Origin of the sequence: Paraburkholderia saeva (genome assembly GCF_907164555.1) — a bacterium.
Classification (GTDB): domain Bacteria; phylum Pseudomonadota; class Gammaproteobacteria; order Burkholderiales; family Burkholderiaceae; genus Paraburkholderia; species Paraburkholderia saeva.
In genome coordinates, this window is sequence record NZ_CAJQZC010000004.1 from 240318 (window position 1) to 262432 (window position 22115).

A 22115-nucleotide genomic window follows, 5' to 3' on the forward strand; every position below is an offset into this window, starting at 1 on the left:
CCGCTGACTGTTAGCGTTTTTTGACCGTCACGCCGGGTGCGTGCCATGCGCTGAGGTCTTCTTCGGGGCGATCGACTTCGCAGCCCCAGTCGAGCGCCTTGTCCTGATCGAAGCGCTTGCCGAGTTGCCACGCGATTTCAGCGCGTGCGAGCTGCACGCCCATATAGAACGCGTGACCGCCGTCGGCTTCGAGCTTGAGCCCCGGATAAAGCGCAAACGGATCGCAGGCGGTTTGATGGCCGTCGCGGTTGTAGACATGGATGCCGTCGGCCGCGACCTGCACGCGGAAATTCGGATCGCGCACGGCGCTCGCCACTTCGTCGATTTCCCTGGCGTCGTACGGGAATGGGCGCTTTGCGTGCAGCGCGGAAAGGTCGCCGGAAATGCCCTTGGGCAACACCTGCGCCTCGCGGGCCGCATACATCACGCGCCGTGCAACATCGGCTTCGCGGATCGCGCGGCGCGCGTGCAGGCTGACGGACGTCGTCAGGATCGCGCTCACATGAAGTTCCGCCGCCATGCCGAGTAGCACTGCGTTGATCCCGCTCGTATCCGCTTCGGTCAATTCCGTGACGTTGCCGACGCCCATCATGATGTCGATGTGCGGATAGCGCTCGCGCAGCGCGACATAGCGTGCAATCGACGCGGCAAGACCAAACGGTATCGGATCGAGAATGGGATCGGCGAGAAACGCGCGGCCACGCTGGATCATCGCTTCAATGGCCGCATCGAGCGAAGCCGGATCGCGCGGCTCGCGTGCGACCAGAATGGGCGTCGCGGGGACTTCGTCGGCGACCCACAGTGTGTCGAGATTCAGGCTCATCAGATAATCGGCCCCCGCGCGCCCGCCGCGCACGAGTTCGTCGGTGTGCATCGAATCGACGCTCACGCGATAGCCGCGTTCCTTCAGCATGCGCACGGCGTCTTCGAGATGCGGGAACGGCGTCTCCGGCAGGCAACCGATGTCGATCACGTCCGCGCCCTGGGCCGCGTAAAGCTGCGCGCGCGTCGCGATGCCGTCGAGATCGAGCCTCGGCGCATCGACGATTTCCGCGAAAATCGCCGTGTCGTGGCGGCTCAGATCGAAGCGCCGGGCTTCGCGGCCGAAGAACTGCGGCAGGTCCTTGACCTCTTCAGGGCCGCGTTCGACGTGCACATCAAAATGCGCACGCAACGCGTCGAGGTCGCCGCGGCAGCGGCCCGGCACGACCATCCGGCTCGCGCGAAGCGGCTTCGGCACGCGGCGCAGGATCATGTCGGTGGTCATGAGGCCGGCCACCTGCAGGCCGATTTCGCGGATTTCCCACGTGAACGGCGTGGGCGCCATGCCTTCCAGCACCTGCTTCAGGCTTTTCTCGGCCAGTCTGCCCGTCAGGAAGACGATGTGATCCATGCAAGCTTGAGGTTGGACAGCCGTTGTTCGAGCGCCGCCCTGAGTTCGTCGAGCGAGCGCGCCACCGTCGTGTACTCGATCCGCGCGAGGCGCTCGACGTTCTCCAGTTCGATCGCCCGCGGGCGCACTTCGACCCACTCATGCGGGGTCTGTGTGATGACGCTCGGCGCCGTATCGCATGCGAAAACAATGCCAGGTACACATTGCTTGCCGGCCTGCGCGAAGAGATTGGTCGGCAACGTATCCGAAATGCCGAACGCGCACTTCGCGACGGTATTGCTCGTCGCGGGCGCGATGATGACGGTGTGATACTCGCCGTTGTAGATCATGCCGACGGGCACGCTGCTCGCGCTGTTGTCGCGCACCACGCGAAAATGCTCGCGTAGTTTCGCGATGGTCCAGCCGTAGAGCGGCAAGACCTCTTCGCCGGCGGCTGACAGGAACAGATCGACGCCCGGCAGTTTGAGCGCGAGGTCGATCGATTCTTCGAGCATGTGACCCGAGCCGGTCACGCACCACGCAAACCGCGCGTCGGGCTTGAACTCGTCGAGCCGGCGAGCGGGGGTGGGTGCGTTCATGCGTCGGCAGGCGAAGACCCGTCGTGAGAGAGCCGGATCTGCAGACGGTGCATCTTCCGGTACAGCGTGTTGCGGCTGATGCCGAGCCCCTTCGCGACGTTGCTGACGTTCCAGCGATGTTCGTCGAGAAGCGCCAGCACCGTTTCACGCTCTTTCAGCTGGATCGCATTGAGCGTCGAGATGTCGGCGTCGTCGCTGACATGCGGCGGTGCGGCAGCGCTGGAAAGCCCTGTTGCACGCGCATTGCCCGATGGGCTCTGCGTGCCTGTGGCGTCCATCGCGCTGGCAACACCGCGGCAGATCTCCGCGGGCAGATGTGCGCAGCGGATTTCGCCGCCATCGCACAGCGCCATCGCCATCTGCAGCACGTGACGCAACTGCCGGATATTGCCTGGCCACGCATAAGCGAGGAGCGCGCGCTGGGCTTCCGCGCTGAGCGTGGGCGGCGCGTCCGCTTCGCTTTCGAGGATGTGATGGATCAGCGCGAGCGCATCGGCGCGATCGCGCAGCGCGGGCAGATTGATTTCGATGCCGTTCAGCCGGTAATACAGGTCTTCGCGGAACTGGCCGTTCTGCACGAGTTCCATCAGGTTGCGGTGGCTCGCGCTGATCAGCTGGAAATCCACCTTGACCGTGACTTCCGAGCCAAGCGGCGTGACTTCCTGTTCTTCGAGCACGCGCAAAAGCCGCGCCTGCAGCGCCATCGGCATGTCGCCGATTTCGTCGAGAAAGAGCGTGCCGCTGTTTGCCTGCACGATCTTGCCGCGCCTGCCTTCGCGCTGTGCGCCCGTGAACGCGCCCGCGCGATAGCCGAACAGCTCGCTTTCGATCAGGTTTTCCGGCAGCGATGCGCAGTTCACCGCGACGAACGCGCCTGCGCTGTTCGGGCTGATGCTGTGCAGCGCGGTCGCGAACACTTCCTTGCCGGTGCCGGTCTGCCCACGCAGGATGATCGGAATCTTTCGCTGGATCACGCGCGCCGCGAGCTGGATCTGCGAAGCCATGCCGGGGTCGCCGAATTCCAGATGCGAGAGCTTGTCGAGCCGGCTTGTCTGGTCGCGGGCGCCGCCTGCATCTCGCGCTTCGCGCGTGTCGCGTGTCTTGACGCTCCGGTTGCGTGTGCCGGCCGGATAGTCGCGCGTGGACGGATCGGTCATCAGGATGCGTGTCGCCGTGTCGGTGGCGTCGCGCGGCGTCTGCGCGATCAGGAAGAAGCGGTTGTTGGCGCTCGCGCTGTACACGGTCACCGGATGGAACGAGCCGCGGATACTGCGCGCGATCATGTCTTCCAGCGACGAATTGAACGCTTCCTCGATGCGCTTGCCGACGAGCTCCGCGTGCGAGCGGTAATCGAGCTGGAAGAGGGCGCTGCGGCTCGCTGCCAGCACGACGCCCTGGTCGCTCACGGCGAGCTTGCCCGCATGCAGGGTGCCGACGAATTCGGGGCGGCTATGAAAATGGATCATGTGCGCGCGACGGTAGCGCGCATCGATCAGCCGGTTTTCGATCATCTGTCGCGACATGCCGACGAGCACCAGCGAATGCTGCTGCAAGAGCTTCGAGCGGCTCGTCACGTCGAGCACGCCTGCCACCGCGCCGCGATCGTCGAAGATCGGTGCGGCCGAGCACGTGAGCGACGTGTAACGCGGGTAGAAATGTTCGTGCTGGTAAACCGCAATACATTCGCGCTCGGCGAGACACGTGCCCATGCCGTTCGTGCCCGCTTCGCGTTCGCTCCACAGCGCGCCGACACGCAGGCCGTCGGCGGCCACCGCTTCGCCGAACGGAACCGACGACACCTGATGCACGATCACGCCTTCGGCATCGACCAGCACGACGGATAGCTCGGGATCGGCCAGTTGCTGGTACAGCGTGGTCATTTCGAGCTTCGAGCAGGCGATCAGGTCGCTTGCGGCATCGCGCCGCGCGGCCAGTTCCTGCTGCGTGAGAATGGGGGGCATCACGAAATGCGCGGGATCGAGCCTGAACTCGTTCAGGCAGCGCGCCCATGACTGCGCCACCGAGGCACTGGTGGGCCGCGTCGCCACCTGGTGATGGACGGTACTGAGCACTTCCCTGACATGCGTGTTGATGTCTGCAAGCGACGACATGGGGCCTTGTCTCCGTGGCGTCCGGCGCATGCGCCACGCCCGTTGCGTGACGCCTCCCCGGCGCGTATCTGTATTGGTTTCCCCCTCGCGCTGCTGTGTCTCGAGGCACGCATGCGCGTCAACCAGGCCAATTCTGTTCGGCATTCACAGGTGAACGCGCGCTTTCCAGCGAGCGTATACATACGCTGACGTCACCCTGTCAAAACTCTACAACCGATAGCGCCTGTGTTCAATAAATAGTCGTACCAGTGTGCGCCAGCGCGCCCGGAATTTGCTTGGGCTAGCAGCACGCTTCAGGGCGCGGCACGATTTCCGCGCAGTACGTTCCGTTTATGCGCCGCGTTATGCGCCATAAACGGCGCATTGTGTCCGGCGCACTGCTGAGCAATCGCCCCATCCGCGGGAACGCGCGGGTTCTAACACGTTAGAGGACACACCATGGACCGTTTCGACGCAATTCGCCATAGCGGTTTTTCCGCAGTTTCCCGCATTTCCGATGCCGCAGTGCAGCATGCGGTTGACGGATTTTCCATGACGGATGAGGTCGCGGCACCGATGGATATTGTCTATATCGAAGGATTCACAGGCCAGACGGTGATCGGCATCGACACATCGGAACTGCATGCACCGCAGCCTGTGCGCATGAGTCTCGCGATCGGCGTGCCGTCGATCCGCGCATGTGTGACGGATCGCATCGACGACACGATCAACTATGCAGCCGTGCGCGAAGCGCTGCACGGTCTGCTCAAAACGCACGGTGTGCAACTGCTCGAAGCGCTCGCGGAACGGGTCGCGCAACTGCTGATCGCGGATTTCGGCGCGCACTGGGTGCGGGTTTCGCTCGCAAAACCCGCCAAATTCGACGACGTCGAATCGGTCGGCGTGCTGATCGAGCGCAGACGTGACCGTGGCGCACGTGCCGCGGCGTTCGCGACGTGGACTTCGCTTGGTGAAGGGCTGATTCCCGACTGAGCATGAGATCGCCGGCCGTGTCATGAACGACACGGCAGCGACCGGTCCGCGAGGCCGCGCGCCTCAACGCTATTTGTTTGCCGGCGCCGCGGCTGCCGCGGTCTTGCTGACGCCACAGACCTTATAGGCCTCGGACTGCAGCGTGAGGAATTTCTTCGACTGCGCCCGCGCCCGGTCGACGCGGAATTCGGCGCCGCCTTCGCCGCCGAGCGTCGCATACTTCGCGAACGTGGACTGCTCAACGAAATCGTCATACGGCAGCGCGGCCGCGATATGGTCGATGGCGCATGAACACTTGTAGACGTTGGCGAAGTCGTGGCCGTTGTCGTCCATGCAGCCGAGCACGTATTCGACCCGTCCCTGGGTGGGATAGTCGTGACCTTGCGCCGCGTTCTGCGCGGGCGAAACCGCCGGCGCCACAGCCAGCACGCAGCACGCGAGCACCAGCAGCGCGCGACAGGGTGAAGTCATGCCGGAACCTCGTTGTCAATGCATCGATCTGCGTTCGCCGCGGCGAGGCTCGATGCGGGTCTCGCCGCCGCTCTGGCGGGTTTTGCGCCTAGTTGGCCGCGAACGGATGGGCGGCGCCGGCCTTCTTCGCGACTACCTCCGCCGCGCTTGGTTCGCCGGCTACCGCGCGCTGGATCGCTTCGCGGGTCGCCTTGTAGTTGTACTCCTGAATCTTCTTGTCGTCGTCGGCCTGCCAGTGGATGAAGACGCCGACGCATACGAACAGGTCGTCTGCTTCGTCCTTCGGGATCGTGCCGTCTTCGACGCTGTCGGCCACCGCGAGCGCGACCGCATGCTGCGCCGGGCCGAACATCTGCACGGCCTGTTTCGCACCCTTGATCGTCACCTTGTTGAACATCACGGTGTTCGGCTTGGTAAGCAGGTTCGGCGCGACAACTGCCAGCAATGACGTGAAGCCGTCTTTGTTGTTCGTTAGCGCGTGGCAGAACGCGGTCTCGGCAGCAGAACCTCGCGGTCCGATCAGCAAATCGATGTGCGCAACCTCGTTGCCGTCGCCGACCAGCGACTCTCCTACCATGACGCGGTTGATCTTGGCCATGCTGTTCCTCCAGTGATTGTGTACAGGATGTGTCGGACTGCGTTCAATTCGCGACGCCGCAAAGACGGCCGCGCAAGACGTGGAAGAGCGCCACGCTAAGCCAGGTGTTCCTAACATGTTCCGTGCCAATCGGGCCCACGATGTGTGCCGCACTGCATCACGTGCGTGTGTCCGGGCGTACCGGTTGCCCTTCAGATGCCGTTGAGTACGCCGTCGATAAAGAGCGTCGCGACCGTCAGGTCGGCGCTCGTGCCCGGATTGATGCCGCGCGCTTTCAGTTCCGTGTCCCAGCGGGCGAGCGCTTTCGCTGCCATTGCGTTGTTCGCGTGGGGCGCTTCGCGGCGCTCGAGGCGCCATTGCGCGTGCAGACGCTGTGCTTCGCGCGTGACACTTTGCGCCACCGTCTCACCGTGCTTGCGCACAATGTGCGAATCGGGCCAGCGGCTCAGGTACGTGAGAAACACATCGAGTGTGACGACGGGTGCCGGCGTTTCGTGCGGCCATTCACGCGCCGCGGCGCGGTAGATGTCGAACACGTCGCGAAAGCCTTCGGCGTATTGACGCGCGATGCTGTCGCGCGCGGCGGCGAGCATCATCGCTTCGCGCAGCGACACCGTGGGTTCCGCGTGGACCGTCTGCTCGGGCGCGTCGCCCAGACCGCCCGGGTTCGCAAGCGCGATCGCGCGGTACGCCGCGCGTGCGTCGTCGATATCGAGCGCGGCGAGGGCCGCCCCGGTGGCGGCCTGCCAGGAAGCGGCGTCGGGCGGGGCGGGCGTTGTTTCGAGCGCGGCCGCGAGCGGCGCGATCAACAGCACGATGCCAAGGTTCGTATTGCAGGCGACGCGTGCGCGCGTCAGCGTGACCGCCTCGAAAATGCGCGCGCCGATTGCTGCACTGCGGCTAAACAATGCGTTCGCTGCCGCCGTCGCGCTTTCGATGAAAAGCACCGATGTCATGCCGTGTCCTGCGCTCTCGACGCTGACGTTGCCGGGCTTCGCCGTTTCGACGTCGAGCCGGCAGGCGCGCAGGAACGCGGCCCGTGCGCGTGCGTCGGTGACTTCGTCAGACGCCTGCATGACCGCCGCCTGCGAGCGGCACGGCGTTGAGCGCTCCATCACGCGAAGCGGCGAGCTTGCGATCCAGCAGATCGTCGACGAGCAACGCGGCGATATCCTGCGACGTCACCGATTGCAGGCCGCGCCACGCCGCGACACCGTTGACTTCCAGCACGAGCGGGCACGACGCGTCGTCGGGATCGGGGATCAGATCGACACCCGCATAGTCAAGGCCGAGCGCGATCGTTGCGCGCACGGCGATGTCGGCGAGCGGGTCGTCGAGCGTAGCGGGCACACACGTGGCGCCCTGCGCGAAGTTGTGAATCCAGCCTTTCCCGCCGGTTCGCCGCATGGCCGCGACGGCACGCCCGCCGACCACGAGCACGCGCCAGTCGAAGCCCTGCGGCCCGCCATCGACATAGCGCTGCAGATACGCCACATGCCGGTACGCGCCAAGCGGCGGCAACGGTATGAGCGTGCCGCCCGCGTGAGCGTGTCCGCGCCCTCGACCAGCCACGGCGCCGAGCCGGCGCAGGCCTTTGCCCTGCGATCCGAACAGCGGCTTGAGCACGACCTGACGGCCGGCGGCGGCCTCGCGCATCAGCACGCGCTGCGCGCAGGCCGTCGATTCGGCGGCCCACGTCGCTGGCGTGGGTACACCGTGACGGTTGAGCAGGAAACTCGTCATCGACTTGTCGACGCTGCGTTCGATCGCGCGCGCGTCGTTGTAGACCGGCACGCCGCATTCGCGCAGCGCGTGCAGGATGCCGAGACGCAGCGTCACCTGTTCGAACGTGCCGCCCGCGATGCCGCGCACGAACACCGCGTCGGGCAGCGTATGGCCGAAGCCGGGCAGCGCGAGCCCGTACGGCGCCCACGTCGTGTCGATGCGGCAATCCGCGAGATCGACGCAGCGGGCTTCGACGCCGCGCGCGCGAAACGCGCGCCTGAGTCGCGTGGTGTGCCAGCCGGTCTCGTCGGTCATGATCGCGACGCGCAGGCCGGTTGACGGCACAAGGTCAGGCATGCTGCTCATGGCGTGCCCCTCGCGCCCCATTGCGCCTGCAGCAGCGCCGCGTTGACGCGTCCGCCGTGATGCGTCGCGCCGCTTTCAAGGCTGCTGACCCACACTTCCGCCGGGGCAAAGAGCGCCGCGTCGATCTGGTAGAAATCGTAGTTGAACGACGCGAAGATCTCCGCGAACGGACGCCCGTAATCGCGTGCATTCGAGGAAGGCAGTTCCGCCGCCAGACGTCTCGCAACCGCATCCTGTCGCACGGTGAGATGCACGCGCCCGCCGTACAGGATGGCGTCGTTGGTGCGGCCCATCGCCTGAATACCGTCGGGCGCGGGCGGCGGCAGCGGCGCCGCGCCGCTTGCCTCGACGACCTCGTGCAGATCGACACCGAGTACGTGCGTCTTGTGCAGCGCAACTTCGACGACGCGCGCAACGACCTGTACCGTCCCCGCTACAGCCTGTGTCGGCGTGACGATCAGCGTGAGCCGCTCTGGCGCGAGGCCGCAGTCGCGCACGACCTTGTCGATGACGACGGGCGGCGGCAGGCGGTCCACTTCCAGCACCAGCGCGCCACGGTCGTGCCGGTCGCGATAGCCGAGTTCAGTGAAGAGATCCTCCTTGCCGGCCAGCGCGCGCGCCGGTCCCGAGCCGAGCGAAAAGAACTTCTTGCCGCCCGTCTGTTCCTTCGTCGCCGAGAGGCTCCAGCCGGCGTACTGGCTACCGAGGCAGGCGATTACCGGCGACGACGTCCGCACGTCGATCGTGACCGGCCAGAACGGCTCCGCCTCCGCGTTCATGTGCGTGGTTACATGTCCGAGGCCACCCATGCAGATGCGCGCAACCAGCAGCCCGGCCTCGATGCTGCCTGGTGCCTCGATGCCCGCATCGACGATGACCGTGCCCGCGTCGGTGCGCGTTGTCGCGACACGCAGTTGTGCCGCTTCGTCGATGAGTTGCGCGACGAGCGGCGCGCTGAGTGCGTTGACGCTCAGCGCGGGCGTGGACGGCGGGCCGGACGGCGTGCCGGAAGGATCAGCCGGGGATGACGTCATGGGCGCTCTCGTGACAGGTTGCGATACGTTGCAGAAGACGCGTGCGTTCACGTTCCAGCGCATGCGGGACGTCGTCGGCCGAACGCGCGGTGACTTCCAGCGTGCAGACCGGCTGGCCGGCTTCGATGCGCGTCCCCGGCTGCGGGACGTCGCGACAGACCGGATCGTCAAGGCAGGCGTCGCTGAACGCCTGCGTGACGGTAAAGCCGTGCGGCGCGAACAGCACACGCTGGCCGGCATGGGGGCCGGTTCGATCGGGCGGCATGGCATGCCCGCGCACGAACTCGGGGAACTTGCCGTGCAGACACGCATCGATGTGACAGGCGATCAGGCCGCGCGGCCACAGTGCGGGCCACGCCCGTTCGTACAGCGCCATCGTCGACGATGGACGCGCGTTGATCTCCAGCACCTGTACCGATTCGCCGTCGAGCATGAAGTCGATACTGTTGATGCCGGTCAGCCCGACGCGCGCGACGATCGCCCGGATTGCCGCATCGACTTTTCCGGCAACGTTCCGAGGCAGATCGACGGGACCGGTCGATCCCGCATGCACGAAGGGCAGCGCGCCCGCGTTCATGACGAGCTGCTTCGCGTAGCCGACGACAACCGCTTCGCGGCGCGCCGCGATGAACAGCGCCGACATCGGGTGGCCGGTAACGAGGCGTTGAAAATAGGTGCCGGCAGCGGCTTCGTTTTGCGCGGACGCGTCGAGGGGCTTCACATGCATGCCGCCACAGCCGTTCGCATGCTTGACGAGCCAGCCGGCCTGCCCATCGGCGGGTCGCGTGAACGTCACGGCCGGATGCGCGATATCGAGCGTATCCAGCAGCGGGAAAAAGCGCTGCGGGTCGCGCACGGCGGCACAGGCCTCTGCACTGTTGCCGAGAAAATGCGGCATGTGCGGCGCGCATTGCAGTGCACCGGCAAGCGGTTCGATACCGCTGCCCGCAATGAACCCGAGCAGGTGAGGGATGCGCGCGACGCGCGCGAGTGCATCGAGGAGCCGGTCGCGATCGATCCGCAACGCGCCGCTGCCGTCGCCGATATCGAACCAGAGGCACGCGTGCTGCTGCGTATCGCGGTCGCCGAACATATCGAGCGCGATGACGTTGAAGCCGGCGCGTGCCGCCGATTGTGCGAGCATCCGCGCCGACAGTCCCACGACCGCGACGTAGGGCGTGCGCGAAAGTGCGGGCTTCACGGCCGGCTGCAATGACCCCGTCGATGGCATGAACGCGGTCCGTTCAGGCGTTGCCGGAGGCGATCGCGCGGGCTTCGTCGAACGCTTCGGGAAAGCCGAGATAGACGGGCTTGCCGCCTGTGCGCATGCGCACGAAAAGCCGGTGCTCGACCTGATACTTGACGTTGCCGATCGCGAGCGCGCCGATGCCGATCGCGTCGTGACGCGCGGAGCCCGTGAGCGGCTTGCCGTCGTCCATCACGTTCACGCCCGCGATGCCTTCGGGCGGCACCGCGTTGACGTCGGCGGCGATCAGCAGATGCTTCGCGTGCGCGAGATCGGCGGCGGTCATCAGTTGCACGCCGGCCGCTGCCGTTGCGAACACGATTTCCGCGCGGGCGAGCGCCGCATGCAGATCCGCGGGCGAGCCTGTCGCGACGCCCGAGGTGGCGATATCGAAGCGGCGGTTGATTTCGTCGCTCACCTGCGTGGCGCGTGCGCGGCTCGTGTGGCTCGCAATCACGACATCCGCGCCGAGCGAGGCCGCCATCGCCGCCGAAACGCGTCCCACGGCGCCGGTGCCGCCAAGAATCAGTACGCGCTTGCCGTCGAGTTCGGCCTTGTGTTCCTGCTTCAGATGACGCTCGACAAGTGCAACCAGCGCGGCCGCTGTCGTGTACGCGCCGCTTGGGTCCGCGAAGACGGACACTTCGAACGGCGGCACCATCGCCTGACGCGCGAGGTCGAGCATGTCGGCGGCCAGCATCACGTCGCGCCCGCCGATAAAGATGCCGGTGCGCGACACGCCTTTCGGTCCGCGCGAAAAGATCGCGTCCTGCGTGAGCTGGACGACACTTTCTTCGCCGACGTTGCAGTACGGCACGACGATCTGGTAGCCGGCGTCGGCGGCCATGTTGACGTCGAACGGGCTCATCTGCGGCGTGGCCGTGAACATGTGCAGGATATAAGGCCTTTCAGTGGCTTCGGGCATGGACGTAGGCTCGTTTCAGGTGGACGTCCCGCGCGGGGCCGGGCGACGGAACAGGGGGGCGCAACGCTCGCGGATCGCATCAGGTGAGGCGCGAGACGGCGAAGCGCGACCGCTAAGGCCGGGGCGCGTCATGGCGCGCCGATCCCGCATTGCTGCAGGTCGACGGCGCGCAATGTCGCGCCACGATTGCGGCCGGTGACAATCGAACACGCGACGCCGGGCCTGCCGCGCGTCGCTTCCTGGGCGATGGCGAGCGCGCCTGAGGCTTCTTCCGCACTGCGCACGAACGCGAAGCCGGTCGGCCCCCACGAGGTCTGACCGATGCCGGCGGTCTGCCGCGTTGCGACCGCTTCGAGCGCGGCAGCAACGGTGGGACTCGAAAACACGCCGCCCTGCACGGGCGCGAAATATTCGCCGATCGTCTGCTGCATCTCGGTGATGCCGTCGGCGAAGGCGTCGAAGTCGCTTTCCGCGATGCCGGGCAGGATGCGCAGCAGCACGAGATGACACACGTGGGCGGCGAGTGCCTGTGGAAACGGCGCGAGCGACGCGAGGCCGCGTTTTTCGGCTTCGCCATGCAGGCCTTCGCGCGTGGTGTCGTCGACGAGCAGGATGCGCCATGCGTCCGGAAACGGCTGGCGGAACAGGAGCGGAGGCGCTTCGGTATGTGCCTCGCCGGCGGGACCATGACCTTGCGCGGGTCCGCCGTCGACCAGGAAGCCGCCATGATCGAAGCCGAGCGTGCCGATGCCCGAGCGCGTGCCGCGCCCCAGCATGCGGGCGATTTCCGCGCTGCCGGGCGAGCGGCCCGCGAGGCGCGCATAGGCGGTGCCGATCGCAAGCGCGAGCTGCGTGCCCGAGCCCAGACCGGTATGCGCGCGCGGCGCACGCTGTACGTCGACGGAAACAGCGGGGCCGTCCCACGCAGCGCGCAGCGTCTCCACATAGCGTTCGACGCGCACGCGTTCAGCGTCGCTACGCGTGGCTTCGACGCGCATCGCATCCGCGAGCCGCATCGTCACGCGCGTGCCGCGTTCGTCGATGGTGAGGCCGACGCTGCCGAACGCGCGCCCAAGCGACCCGTTCGGATCGAGAAAGCCCAGATGAAGACGCGCGGGCGCGTCGATCGTCACGGCCGACAGCGGGGCAAGGCCTCCGGATTGAATCTGCATCGTGAGCGTTCCTCGTTGGCAGGGGCGCGGGCGGCCTCAGGACTGGCGACGACCCACGCCTCGCGCGAATCGCGCGCATCGTGGCGCGGATCACCTCACATCTCGCGTGTCACGCGGACCGCACGCCGGAGACTTCAAGGCAAGAGCCGTACCAGAGCCGCGCACCGGGCGTTCGCCACGTGCGCTGCGCTCAGGCCTTCGGCGCGTCGTACTTGATGTAGCGAAAACGCTGGTCGTCGGCAGGGGTGCCTTCGAGCGGGCCACCTTCACGGCCTGGCTGCCACTGGATCACTTCCTCGATTTTCGTGGCGAGCGCGAAGTCCTTGTCGGTGATGCCTTTGGCCGAGTGCGTCTTCAGCTTCACGACGACAAACGCATACGAGACGTTCAGGTCCGGGTGATGCCACGCCGCTTCAGCAAGGTGGCCGACGGTGTTCACCACCATCAGCGTGCCTTTCCAGCTTTCAGTCTTGAACTTGCGGCGCAGCCATCCATCGTCGAGGTACCAGTGCTGCAACAGACCCTGCAGACGTTGCTGGATCTCCTCGTCGGAATACACGTGTTCGGCTTGAGTCATGGTGCAGGTCTCCGTCGTCTGGCTATTCAGGGTGGATCAGAAAGCGCTGCAAGCAGTGCGCCAGTCGTCCGGCTGCGTGCTGCGCGACTGCGAGGTCTCCTTCGCGTTTTCCCTGAGCGGCGTGTGAAGCGGATGTCGCGCCCATGCACGGCGCGAAGGCGCGTTCCCGTGCTGCGTCGCCGCATGACAGCGTGTGCTTGCGGGCCAGCCAGCACGCATGACGAATCGCGTATTTGACACAGTATGTGTCGCATTCCGAATGAGCGTGTATCGCACGCGGCAGGCGGTTGCGTCACTTTCCCGCGAAAAGCGCGTGTCAGGCGCGCAAACAGCATTCCGGCATGGAATATGCGAACGCTCTCCGGGAGCAAGAACCTGGCGACGAATCAGGCGAAGCACGGTCGTTACCCGCATACGAGACAGGCGCACTCGTAGCGACACGGTAGCGCGGTCATTGACGAATCGGACGGCTTCATCAATCTGGAGGAGACATGAACGTACGCACCCTGGTTCTCGGACTGGCGGTGGTGGCGGCGACGGCCCTGAATTCATTTGTTGCACAGGCCGATTCGCAGCTCGACACGCTGATCAAGAACCCATCGAACTGGGCGGCACAGGCGGGGGATTACTCGAATCACCGCTACAGTCCACTCAAGCAGATCAACGAAAGCAATGTGGGCAAACTGCAGGTGGCCTGGACGATGTCCACGGGCGTCCTGCGCGGTCATGAAGGCTCACCGCTTGTCATCGGCGACACGATGTACATCCACTCTCCGTTTCCCAACAAGGTCATTGCAATCAACCTGAAGGATCAGACGTTCCTCTGGCAATACGAACCGAAGCAGGACACGCAGGTGATTTCGGTGATGTGCTGCGACACGGTCAATCGCGGCCTCGCCTATGGCGACGGCAAGATCTTCCTCCAGCAGGCCGATACGAAACTCGTCGCGCTGAACGCGAAGACGGGCGAAGTGGTCTGGACCGCGCAGAACGGCAATCCGAAAGCGGGTGAAACCAACACCAACGCGCCGCACGTATTCGGCGACAAGGTGCTTACCGGCATTTCGGGTGGCGAGTTTGGCGTGCGCGGCCGCCTGATCGCGTACGACATCAAGACCGGCAAGGAAGTCTGGAAGGCGTACAGCACGGGACCGGACGCGGAAATGCTGATGGACCCCGACAAGACGATGACGTGGTCGGACGGCAAGATGACGCCGATCGGCGCGGATTCGTCGCTAAAGAGCTGGAAGGGCGATCAGTGGAAGTCGGGCGGTGGCACGACGTGGGGCTGGTACGCATGGGATCCAAAGCTCAATCTTGTCTACTACGGCACCGGCAATCCGGGTACATGGAACCCGTCGCAACGTCCCGGCGACAACAAGTGGTCGATGTCGATCTTCGCGCGTGACCTGAACACCGGACAGGCGAAGTGGGTGTACCAGATGACCCCGCACGACGAATGGGACTATGACGGCGTCAACGAAATGATCCTCGTGGACATCCCGATTGCAGGGAAGACGACACCGGCGATCGTCCACTTCGACCGTAACGGCTTCGGCTATACCCTGAACCGTGAAACCGGCCAGCTGCTCGTTGCCAACAAGTACGACCCGGCGGTGAACTGGGCGGATAGCGTCGATGTGAAGTCGGGTCTGCCGGTGCGCAACGCGACCTACTCGACGCAGAAGGCCGGGCCGGACCACAACGTCAAGGGCATCTGCCCGGCTGCGCTCGGTTCGAAAGACCAGCAGCCGGCGGCCTTCGACCCGGCATCGAAGCTGTTCCTCGTGCCGACCAATCACGTCTGCATGGACTATGAGCCGTTCGAAGTCGAATACGTATCCGGTCAACCGTTCGTGGGCGCGACGCTGTCGATGTATCCGGGCCCGAACGAAAACGGCGCGATGGGCAATTTCATCGCGTGGGATGCGGCGAAGGGCAAGATCGCCTGGTCGAAGCCGGAGAAGTTCTCGGTGTGGTCGGGCGCGCTCGCGACGGCTGGCGGCATCGCGTTCTACGGCACGCTTGAAGGCTATATCAAGGCCGTGCGCATCAAGGATGGCAAGGAACTGTGGAAGTTCAAGACGCCGTCCGGGATCATCGGCAATGTGTTTACGTACGAGTACCAGGGCAAGCAGTTCGTCGGCGTCTATTCGGGCATCGGCGGCTGGGCAGGTATCGGCATGGCCGCGGGCCTCCAGAAATCGACGGAAGGTCTGGGCGCGGTCGGCGGCTATCGCGAACTGGCGAAGTACACGGCACTCGGCGGCACGCTCTTCGTGTTCGCCATTCCAGGCGGCGCTGGCGGCTGATCGCCTGATGTCTGCCCGGATGAAGTGAAGATGACGCCCGCCGCGCAACGGCTCAGGGTTGCGCGGCGGCGTTAGCGGTAGCGGCACGACAGTTGCTGCTGTCAAGGCAATTTCGTTTCGCGATGCGTGCCGCACAGGCTCATGCGCGCGAAACCCATAAACCGATGGAGACGAACGCATGAAAGGCCGATTACTCCTGCCGCTCGCGATGGCACTTGTCGTTATGCCCGCATCCTTTGCCCAGACCAGCGGTGGAGCGATGAAACCCGTGGCCTACAAGGTCGTCGACGGCAACAAGGTCGATACCGATACCTTGCAGGGCTGGAAGACGTGGCGCGCACTCGCATGTGAACGGTGTCACGGCGCAAAGCAGGAAGGCCTCGTCGGCCCATCGCTCGTTGACGCATTCAAGACGCTCGACAAGAACGAATTCCATCGCACCGTATTTGGCGGGCGCGTGGATAAAGGCATGCCGGATTTCAGCTCCAGCACGATGATGCAGAAGAACTGGGAAAACCTGTATGCGTATCTGAAAGGCCGCTCTGACGGCAAGATCAACCCCGGCGATCTGCAGGCCCTCGATGCCAAATGAAGCAAGCCATGAAGTAACACGCGATATAACAGGCGATACAACGCAGGTGGATGTTGTGTCGTGCCTCGTGAGCCGCTCGTCCCGTTCTCCCGGAGGTATCGATGTCTGATCGCAAGCTGGGCCCGCGCGCGCTCGCGCGCGTCACCGCGTTATGCTGTGCAGCACTGGCGGCGCATGCCGCGTACGCTGATCCGCCCCTGCCGAACAACGATGGCAACGATGGCGTGCTGCGCGTCTGCGCGGACCCAAACAACATGCCGCTGTCGAACAACAAGGGCGAAGGCTACGAAAACCAGATCGCCGCGCAGATGGCGAGCGATTTCGGCTACAAGCTCGAATACACGTATTTCCCGCAGCGCATGGGTTTTGTGCGGCGCACGCTGCGCGACAAGGTGCCCGATACGGAAAACTTCAAGTGCGATCTGATCATCGGCGTGCCGAAAGGCTATGACCTGACAGCGACGACGCGTCCGTATCTGCATTCCACGTATGCGATGGTGTTCACGAACCGTCCGGACCTGGCGGGCATCAATACGCCGACCGACCTGCTCAAGCTGCCGCCCGATACGCTCAAGAAGCTGCGTCTGGGCATTTTCTCGCAGACGCCGGCCGTCGACTGGCTGCTCGGCAACAACCTGATCGAGCAGGCCGTGTCGTATCAGGTACAAAGTGGCGACCCCGCTGAATTTCCGGGCGAGATGATCGAGCACGACCTGACCGCGGGCAACGTCGACGTGGTGTTCCTGTGGGGGCCGATTGCGGGTTACTTCGCAAAGCGCGCGGGCGACAAGGTGAAACTCGTGCCGTTCCCGCCGACGCCGGGCATCCGTTTCGACTATGAGATCTCGATGGGCACGCGTTACGGCGAGAAGACGTGGAACACGAAAGTCGATCAGTGGATCGGTGCGAACCAGAACAAGATCGACAGGATTCTCACGAGCTACCAGGTACCGATACTGCCGGTCGCCAGTGCGCCGACCGCTGCGCAATGACGCGCCGCACGGGGTGTGTGGCGCGCGCGGCGGGCTGCCGCCCGCTCGCGTTCGCGTGGGCCGTGGCGTTCGTCGCCGCGCTCGTACTGCCTGGCAGTGCGGCGTGGGCCGCCAGCACGACAGCCGGCAGCGATCTCGCGCCTGCCGAGAAACTCCTCTTCATGACGACGCATATGTCCGGCGTTGAAGCACAGACCGAACTCGACTACGCGTTCAATCTCTCCGGGCCGCCGGCGAAAATCAACGACACCGTCCGCGTACTTGTGACGAGCGCCGCGAACGCGAAGAGCGACGCGCATATCACCGATCGCAGCGGTAACGTCGAAGTATCCGGCGAAGGGCTGCCGTGCAATCCTGTGATCCTCTATTTTCTCGAGCACGATATCGCGGAGATGGAACAGCTGACCGGCGGCCAGCGTCGCTATTTCCAGCGCCGCGTGCGTCTTGCGCTCGCGGCGGGGCCGCCCATCACGCCTGTCGTGATGGACGTGGGCGGCAAGCCCGTCAAGGCGCAGAAGATCGTGATCCAGCCATACCTCGACGATCCTAACGCCGCGCGCTTCGCGCAATACGTGGGCAAGCGCTATACGTTCATCATCGCCGACGAGGCGGTGCCCGGACGCGTCATGTCGATCCATACGGAAGTGCCGGGCGCGAACAACGATTTCGCGCATCCGCTCCAGACCGAAACGCTGAGTTTCACCGGCGCGCTGCACAGTCTCGTGCCGCCGCCGGCGAAACCCGGCCAGCCGGCGCCGGTCAAGTCACCGCAGGCGCCGCGTGCGAGTCGCTGAACGTGAACTTCATCCGCTCCCTGACGCTGCGACAGTTGCAGATTTTCGTGGTGGCGAGCCGCTACCCGAGCTTTGCGCGCGCAGCCGAGGAACTGCATCTGACGCAACCCGCGGTGTCGATGCAGATCCGGCAGCTGGAGGACGTGGTGGGTCTGCCGCTCTTCGAGCGTGTCGCGCGCAAGCTTGCGTTGACGGAGGCGGGTGAGCGTTTCTCGCATCACGCGAGCCGCATCATCGGCGAGATCAAGGACGCCGAAGACGCGATGACCTCACTCACGCATGCCGACAGCGGCTCGATTGCGGTGAGCATCGTGAGTTCGGCGACGTACTTCGCGCCCAAGCTGCTCGCGCTCTATTCGCAGCAGTATCCGAAAGTCGACGTGCACTTTTCGGTGGGCAATCGCGAAACGCTGTTGCGGCTCCTGCAGGACAACGCGACCGATCTCGCGATCATGGGCCGCCCGCCGCCCGAACTCGGCACGACCGCCGAGCCGATGGCGTATCACCCGCATGTGATCATCGCGCCGCTGTCACATCCGCTGCGCGACGCGCGGCGTTTCGATCTGCAGGAGCTGGCGGGCGACACGTTCCTGCTGCGCGAGCCGGGCTCCGGCACGCGTGCTGTCGTCGAGCATACGTTTCGCCAGCATCTGTTCCAGCCCGCGCGCACGGTCACGCTCGGCAGCAACGAGACGATCAAGCAGGCCGTGATGGCGGGCATGGGCGTGAGCCTGATTTCGCTGCATACGTTGGCGCTCGAACTGCGCACCGGCGAGATCGCGCTCCTCGACGTGAACGGCACGCCGATCGAGCGCACATGGCAACTCGTCCATTCACGCTCCAAGCAACTGTCGCCGACGTGCCTCGCGTTCCGCCGCTTTCTGCTTGAACATGCCGAGCCGTTTCTCGAGAACGAATATGCGCAGTTCGCGTTCCGGCCGCCGAAGCGTGCCGCCGCGCGGATACTCGAAGGCGCGGCGCCAGCCGATCTGGGCCGGACAAAATGAACACCGCGCTGCGGCGTGTGATTCTCGTGGTGTCCGCAGGCTTTGCGTTGATGTTGATGATGTCCGCGGCGCAATCGGTGAGCGCGCTGAAAGTGGAGGAAATCGCGCCAGGGTTGTACGTGCATCGCGGGCACGACGATGTCGCGACGCGCGAGAACCGGGGCGACATCGCGAATATCGGTTTTATCGTCGGAACGCGGTGTGTGGCGGTCATCGATACCGGTGGAACCGCACAGGAAGGCCGCGCGCTGCGCGCCGCGATTCGTGCGGTTACGCCGCTGCCGGTCTGCTACGTGATCAACACGCACATGCATCCGGACCATATTTTCGGCAACGTGGCGTTCGAGCGCGATCATCCGGAGTTCGTCGGCAACGCGACGCTCGGTGAAGCGGAAATGACGCACGCGGAAAGCTATCTGCGTGTGCTGCATCGCGAACTGGGCACGCTCGCCGACGGCAGCACGATCGTGCCGCCGACGTTGCCGTTCAGCGGCGATCTGACGCTCGATATCGGTAACCGCGTGCTGAAACTGCGCACATGGAAAACAGCGCATACGAACAACGACCTGACGGTCTACGATGAAAGGAGTGGCACGCTGTGGCTCGCCGATCTGCTGTTTGTGCAGTGCATTCCGGTGATCGACGGCAGCGTGCTCGGCTGGCTGGCCGATATCGCGACGATCCGTCAGATGAATCCGCGCCGCGTGGTGCCAGGTCACGGCCCGATCGATACGCCGTGGCGCCCCGCGCTCGATGCGGAAGAGGCGTATCTCGCCGGGCTGGTGCGGGATGTGCGTGCGGCGATCAGACAGGGCACGACGATGCAGCATGCGATCGACACGATCGGGCTGGATCAGCGTGACAGGTGGCGGCTTTTCGACATCTATCATCAACGCAACGTGAGCACCGTGTACGCCGAGCTGGAGTGGGAACAGTAGCGCAGGAAGTGAGGAAGGGGACCATCATGAGGACGACAACGCGAACCACGGTGCGCGGTTTGCTCACCGCGCTGGCTGCACTGTCGGCGCTGGCGGGGCATCCGTCGTTCGCCGCGCAACCCGGCGACGATCCGGACAAAAACGCGCGCTGGCTCGATTTCAGGGAAGGCACGTTCAGGAGTCGTCCGATCGATACGCACGCCGACAGCGTGATCCGGTTCGATGCGCCCGCGCGTGCCGCCGATGCGGCGGTCGTGCCGATTGCGATCACCGCGCAGTTCCCGCAGACGCCCTCGCGCTACATCAGGAAGCTGTACATGTTCATCGACGAAAATCCGGAGCCGTACGTCGGCTGGTTCGAATTCACGCCGGAGTCGGGGCTCGCCAGTCTGGAAACGCGGGTACGTGTCGAGGATTACACCTACATGCGCGTGATCGCCGAAACGAACGACGGTCATCTGTACAGTTCCGTGCGCTTCATCAAGGCGTCAGGCGGCTGCTCGGCGCCGGCCGGCAAGGATGATGCCGCCGCCGAAGCGAGCGCGGGCAATGTACGCCTGCAGCCACAGGGGCCGTCGACGCCCGGCAAGCCGCAACTCGTGCAACTGATGGTGCGGCACCCGAACCGCACCGGCATGGCGATGGATCAGGTGACGCATCTGTATGCGTCGGCGTACTTCGTGCGCAAGGTCGCGGTGACGTACGCGGACAAACCCGTGATGACCGCGAACGTGAATTTTTCGATCAGCGAAAATCCGAACTTCCGCTTCTACTTCGTGCCGCATGACGGCGGCACGCTGAAAGCGCACATCGAGGACACGAAGAACAGGCAGTTCGACAGCCAGGTTGCGATTGGTCCGCATGCGGCCGTGCAGCAAACGTCGTCGACGGCGCCTTGAGGAGGGCGGGCTTGTTCCGGCAGCGCATCTGGATCTCCGCTTTCGTGGCGTGTGCAGCCATGCGGGTTGCGCACGCGGATGCCACCGTCGAGAAAGCGCCCGCGCAGCCGCCGCATCCGTTGACGGTGCCCGCACCGGTTCAGCTCGCGCAGGGCGTCTATGTGATGGAGGGCAACGGCGAAGCCGTCGCGCCTGCCAATCGCGGCGTGGTCGCAAACAATGGCTTTATCGTCGGCCCGCGCGGCGTGACGGTGATCGATACAGGTTCGTCGTATCGCTATGGCCGCGCGATGCTCGACGCGATCCGCACGGTTACGCCGTTGCCGGTCGAGCGCGTGATCATCACGCACCAGGCGCCGGAATTCGTATTCGGCACCGCGGCGTTTCGCGACCGCGATATCCCGATCCTCGCGCATCGGCGCGCGGCCGAACTGATTCGCGACCGATGCTGGATCTGCCTGAAGAACCTGCGGCGCACGCTCGGTGAAGATGAAATGGCAGGCTCGCGGGTGACGGTGCCCGACCAGACAGTCGACAGCACGACGACGCTCGATTCCGGCGGCCGCGCACTCCAGTTGCTATATTTCGGTCCGGCCAGCACGCCGGGCGACCTCGCCGTGCTCGATACGGCGACGGGCGTGCTGTTCGCGGGCGGACTGGTCAGCATCGGTCGCATTCCCGAACTGCGCAACGAGAGCATTCCCGGCTGGCTCGCCGCGCTGAGGCAGATCGCATCGCTCGATGCGCATATCGTGGTGCCGGGTTTCGGGCCGCCCGTGCCGCCCGCTGGCATCGCGAAGACGGGTGAGTATCTGCGCGAGCTCGATGCGGGTGTGCGCCGCGCGTATGCGTCGGGCGTCGGACTCAGCGAAGCGATGCACACGGTCCAGACGCCGGACTTCAGACAATACCGGCTGTACGCCACTGCGCAGCCGGCGAACGTGCAACGGCTGTATCTGCAACTGGAAAAGCAGTGATGTCACGCGGTATTGACGCTAAAGAGGCGTAACGTGTCGCGGTTGCGGCAAGCGCTTTTAACAGACCCCCAACGGAGACAGGATCATGGCAAAACTCGTCGTGCTTTACAAAAACCCGGCCGACAAGGCAGCGTTTGACGCGCATTACGAAGCGAAGCACGTGCCGCTCGCGAAGAAAATTCCCGGGCTGCAGAAGTACGAAATCAGCACCGGGCCGGTCAAGCTGCTGGGTGGCGAGTCGCCGTATTACCTGATCGCCTTGCTGCACTTCGAATCGGTGGATGCGCTGATGCATGGCCTCGGCACGCCCGAAGGCAAGGCGGCGGCGGGCGACCTTGGCAACTTCGCCCAGGCCGGCGCGGAACTGCTGGTCATGGACGCGAAGGAAGTCTGAGCCGGCTGCCGGGTTAGAGGCAAAGGCCGCCGCCGCGCGCTA

Annotated in this window: 23 protein-coding genes; 11 read left to right on the top strand and 12 right to left on the bottom strand. The window is 64.9% G+C overall.

Annotated features, from left to right (window positions below; all coding sequences use genetic code 11):
• Nucleotides 1-10: 10 nt before the first annotated feature.
• From LPA36_RS12600 to LPA36_RS12610, 3 genes are read right to left on the bottom strand one after another with little or no spacing between them, the layout of a single operon-like run.
• Nucleotides 11-1393: a DUF6513 domain-containing protein gene (locus tag LPA36_RS12600; protein ID WP_228876907.1), complete on the bottom strand. Its 1383-nt coding sequence runs from the start codon at nucleotides 1391-1393 to the stop codon at nucleotides 11-13.
• Nucleotides 1372-1971, bottom strand: coding sequence for a flavoprotein (locus LPA36_RS12605; protein ID WP_228876909.1), 600 nt, complete (start codon nucleotides 1969-1971; stop codon nucleotides 1372-1374). Before LPA36_RS12605 ends, LPA36_RS12600 begins: the two co-directional genes overlap by 22 nt.
• Nucleotides 1968-4082: a sigma-54-dependent Fis family transcriptional regulator gene (locus LPA36_RS12610; RefSeq protein WP_228876910.1), complete on the bottom strand. Its 2115-nt coding sequence runs from the start codon at nucleotides 4080-4082 to the stop codon at nucleotides 1968-1970. Before LPA36_RS12610 ends, LPA36_RS12605 begins: the two co-directional genes overlap by 4 nt.
• A gap of 438 nt (nucleotides 4083-4520) precedes the next feature.
• On the opposite strand from LPA36_RS12610, the gene LPA36_RS12615 reads away from it, so the two are divergent.
• Nucleotides 4521-5054, top strand: coding sequence for a dihydroneopterin aldolase (locus tag LPA36_RS12615; RefSeq protein ID WP_228876912.1), 534 nt, complete (start codon nucleotides 4521-4523; stop codon nucleotides 5052-5054).
• Nucleotides 5055-5123: 69 nt separating this feature from the next.
• On the opposite strand, the gene LPA36_RS12620 is transcribed toward LPA36_RS12615, so the two are convergent.
• The 9 genes from LPA36_RS12620 to LPA36_RS12660 form a co-directional block, all read right to left on the bottom strand.
• Complete coding sequence (locus LPA36_RS12620) at nucleotides 5124-5525, bottom strand: hypothetical protein (RefSeq protein WP_228876913.1); 402 nt, start codon at nucleotides 5523-5525, stop codon at nucleotides 5124-5126.
• Between the two features lie 88 nt (nucleotides 5526-5613).
• Nucleotides 5614-6123, bottom strand: coding sequence for a formaldehyde-activating enzyme (fae, locus tag LPA36_RS12625; RefSeq protein WP_228876914.1), 510 nt, complete (start codon nucleotides 6121-6123; stop codon nucleotides 5614-5616).
• 191 nt (nucleotides 6124-6314) lie between these two features.
• On the bottom strand, nucleotides 6315-7199 hold the full coding sequence (locus tag LPA36_RS12630; protein ID WP_228876916.1) for a triphosphoribosyl-dephospho-CoA synthase: 885 nt from the start codon (nucleotides 7197-7199) through the stop codon (nucleotides 6315-6317).
• Nucleotides 7186-8214 (bottom strand): ATP-grasp domain-containing protein, encoded by a 1029-nt coding sequence (locus LPA36_RS12635; RefSeq protein WP_228876917.1) that lies wholly within the window; start codon nucleotides 8212-8214, stop codon nucleotides 7186-7188. The genes LPA36_RS12630 and LPA36_RS12635 overlap by 14 nt, the downstream gene beginning before the upstream one ends.
• Entirely contained in the window at nucleotides 8211-9248 is a 1038-nt protein-coding gene (mch, locus tag LPA36_RS12640; protein ID WP_228876918.1) for a methenyltetrahydromethanopterin cyclohydrolase, read from the bottom strand. The genes LPA36_RS12635 and mch overlap by 4 nt, the downstream gene beginning before the upstream one ends.
• Entirely contained in the window at nucleotides 9229-10392 is a 1164-nt protein-coding gene (locus tag LPA36_RS12645; protein ID WP_407674278.1) for an ATP-grasp domain-containing protein, read from the bottom strand. Before LPA36_RS12645 ends, mch begins: the two co-directional genes overlap by 20 nt.
• 100 nt (nucleotides 10393-10492) lie before the next feature.
• Nucleotides 10493-11419, bottom strand: a complete 927-nt coding sequence (locus LPA36_RS12650; protein ID WP_228876924.1) for an NAD(P)-dependent methylenetetrahydromethanopterin dehydrogenase — start codon at nucleotides 11417-11419, stop codon at nucleotides 10493-10495.
• 128 nt (nucleotides 11420-11547) lie between these two features.
• The gene (locus LPA36_RS12655) at nucleotides 11548-12591 is read right to left on the bottom strand and encodes a beta-ribofuranosylaminobenzene 5'-phosphate synthase family protein (protein WP_228876925.1); all 1044 of its coding nucleotides are present in this window, start codon (nucleotides 12589-12591) and stop codon (nucleotides 11548-11550) included.
• A 190-nt stretch (nucleotides 12592-12781) separates the two neighbouring features.
• Nucleotides 12782-13168 carry a 4a-hydroxytetrahydrobiopterin dehydratase gene (locus LPA36_RS12660; RefSeq protein ID WP_228876926.1) on the bottom strand — a complete coding sequence of 129 codons (387 nt, stop codon included), beginning with the start codon at nucleotides 13166-13168 and terminating at the stop codon, nucleotides 12782-12784.
• Between LPA36_RS12660 and LPA36_RS29445 the strand changes: the two genes are divergently transcribed.
• The 10 genes from LPA36_RS29445 to LPA36_RS12705 all read left to right on the top strand — a co-directional run bounded on the left by LPA36_RS29445 (nucleotide 13167) and on the right by LPA36_RS12705 (nucleotide 22073).
• Complete coding sequence (locus tag LPA36_RS29445) at nucleotides 13167-13295, top strand: hypothetical protein (RefSeq protein WP_267478601.1); 129 nt, start codon at nucleotides 13167-13169, stop codon at nucleotides 13293-13295. The genes LPA36_RS12660 and LPA36_RS29445 overlap by 2 nt on opposite strands.
• 364 nt (nucleotides 13296-13659) lie before the next feature.
• Nucleotides 13660-15480, top strand: coding sequence for a methanol/ethanol family PQQ-dependent dehydrogenase (locus LPA36_RS12665; protein WP_228876927.1), 1821 nt, complete (start codon nucleotides 13660-13662; stop codon nucleotides 15478-15480).
• A gap of 178 nt (nucleotides 15481-15658) precedes the next feature.
• Complete coding sequence (locus tag LPA36_RS12670; protein ID WP_228876928.1) at nucleotides 15659-16072, top strand: c-type cytochrome; 414 nt, start codon at nucleotides 15659-15661, stop codon at nucleotides 16070-16072.
• Between the two features lie 101 nt (nucleotides 16073-16173).
• Nucleotides 16174-17064, top strand: coding sequence for a quinoprotein dehydrogenase-associated putative ABC transporter substrate-binding protein (locus LPA36_RS12675; RefSeq protein WP_228876930.1), 891 nt, complete (start codon nucleotides 16174-16176; stop codon nucleotides 17062-17064).
• A complete protein-coding gene (locus tag LPA36_RS12680) occupies nucleotides 17061-17858 on the top strand; it encodes a hypothetical protein (protein WP_228876932.1) in 798 nt (265 codons plus the stop codon). The genes LPA36_RS12675 and LPA36_RS12680 overlap by 4 nt, the downstream gene beginning before the upstream one ends.
• A 2-nt stretch (nucleotides 17859-17860) precedes the next feature.
• Nucleotides 17861-18865 carry a LysR family transcriptional regulator gene (locus tag LPA36_RS12685; RefSeq protein ID WP_228876933.1) on the top strand — a complete coding sequence of 335 codons (1005 nt, stop codon included), beginning with the start codon at nucleotides 17861-17863 and terminating at the stop codon, nucleotides 18863-18865.
• Nucleotides 18862-19803, top strand: coding sequence for a quinoprotein relay system zinc metallohydrolase 2 (locus LPA36_RS12690; protein WP_228876935.1), 942 nt, complete (start codon nucleotides 18862-18864; stop codon nucleotides 19801-19803). The genes LPA36_RS12685 and LPA36_RS12690 overlap by 4 nt, the downstream gene beginning before the upstream one ends.
• A 26-nt stretch (nucleotides 19804-19829) precedes the next feature.
• Nucleotides 19830-20702, top strand: a complete 873-nt coding sequence (locus LPA36_RS12695) for a quinoprotein dehydrogenase-associated SoxYZ-like carrier (RefSeq protein WP_228876936.1) — start codon at nucleotides 19830-19832, stop codon at nucleotides 20700-20702.
• An 11-nt stretch (nucleotides 20703-20713) separates the two neighbouring features.
• Entirely contained in the window at nucleotides 20714-21679 is a 966-nt protein-coding gene (locus tag LPA36_RS12700; protein ID WP_228876938.1) for an MBL fold metallo-hydrolase, read from the top strand.
• Nucleotides 21680-21764: 85 nt separating this feature from the next.
• On the top strand, nucleotides 21765-22073 hold the full coding sequence (locus tag LPA36_RS12705) for an EthD family reductase (RefSeq protein ID WP_228876939.1): 309 nt from the start codon (nucleotides 21765-21767) through the stop codon (nucleotides 22071-22073).
• Nucleotides 22074-22115 lie beyond the last annotated feature (42 nt).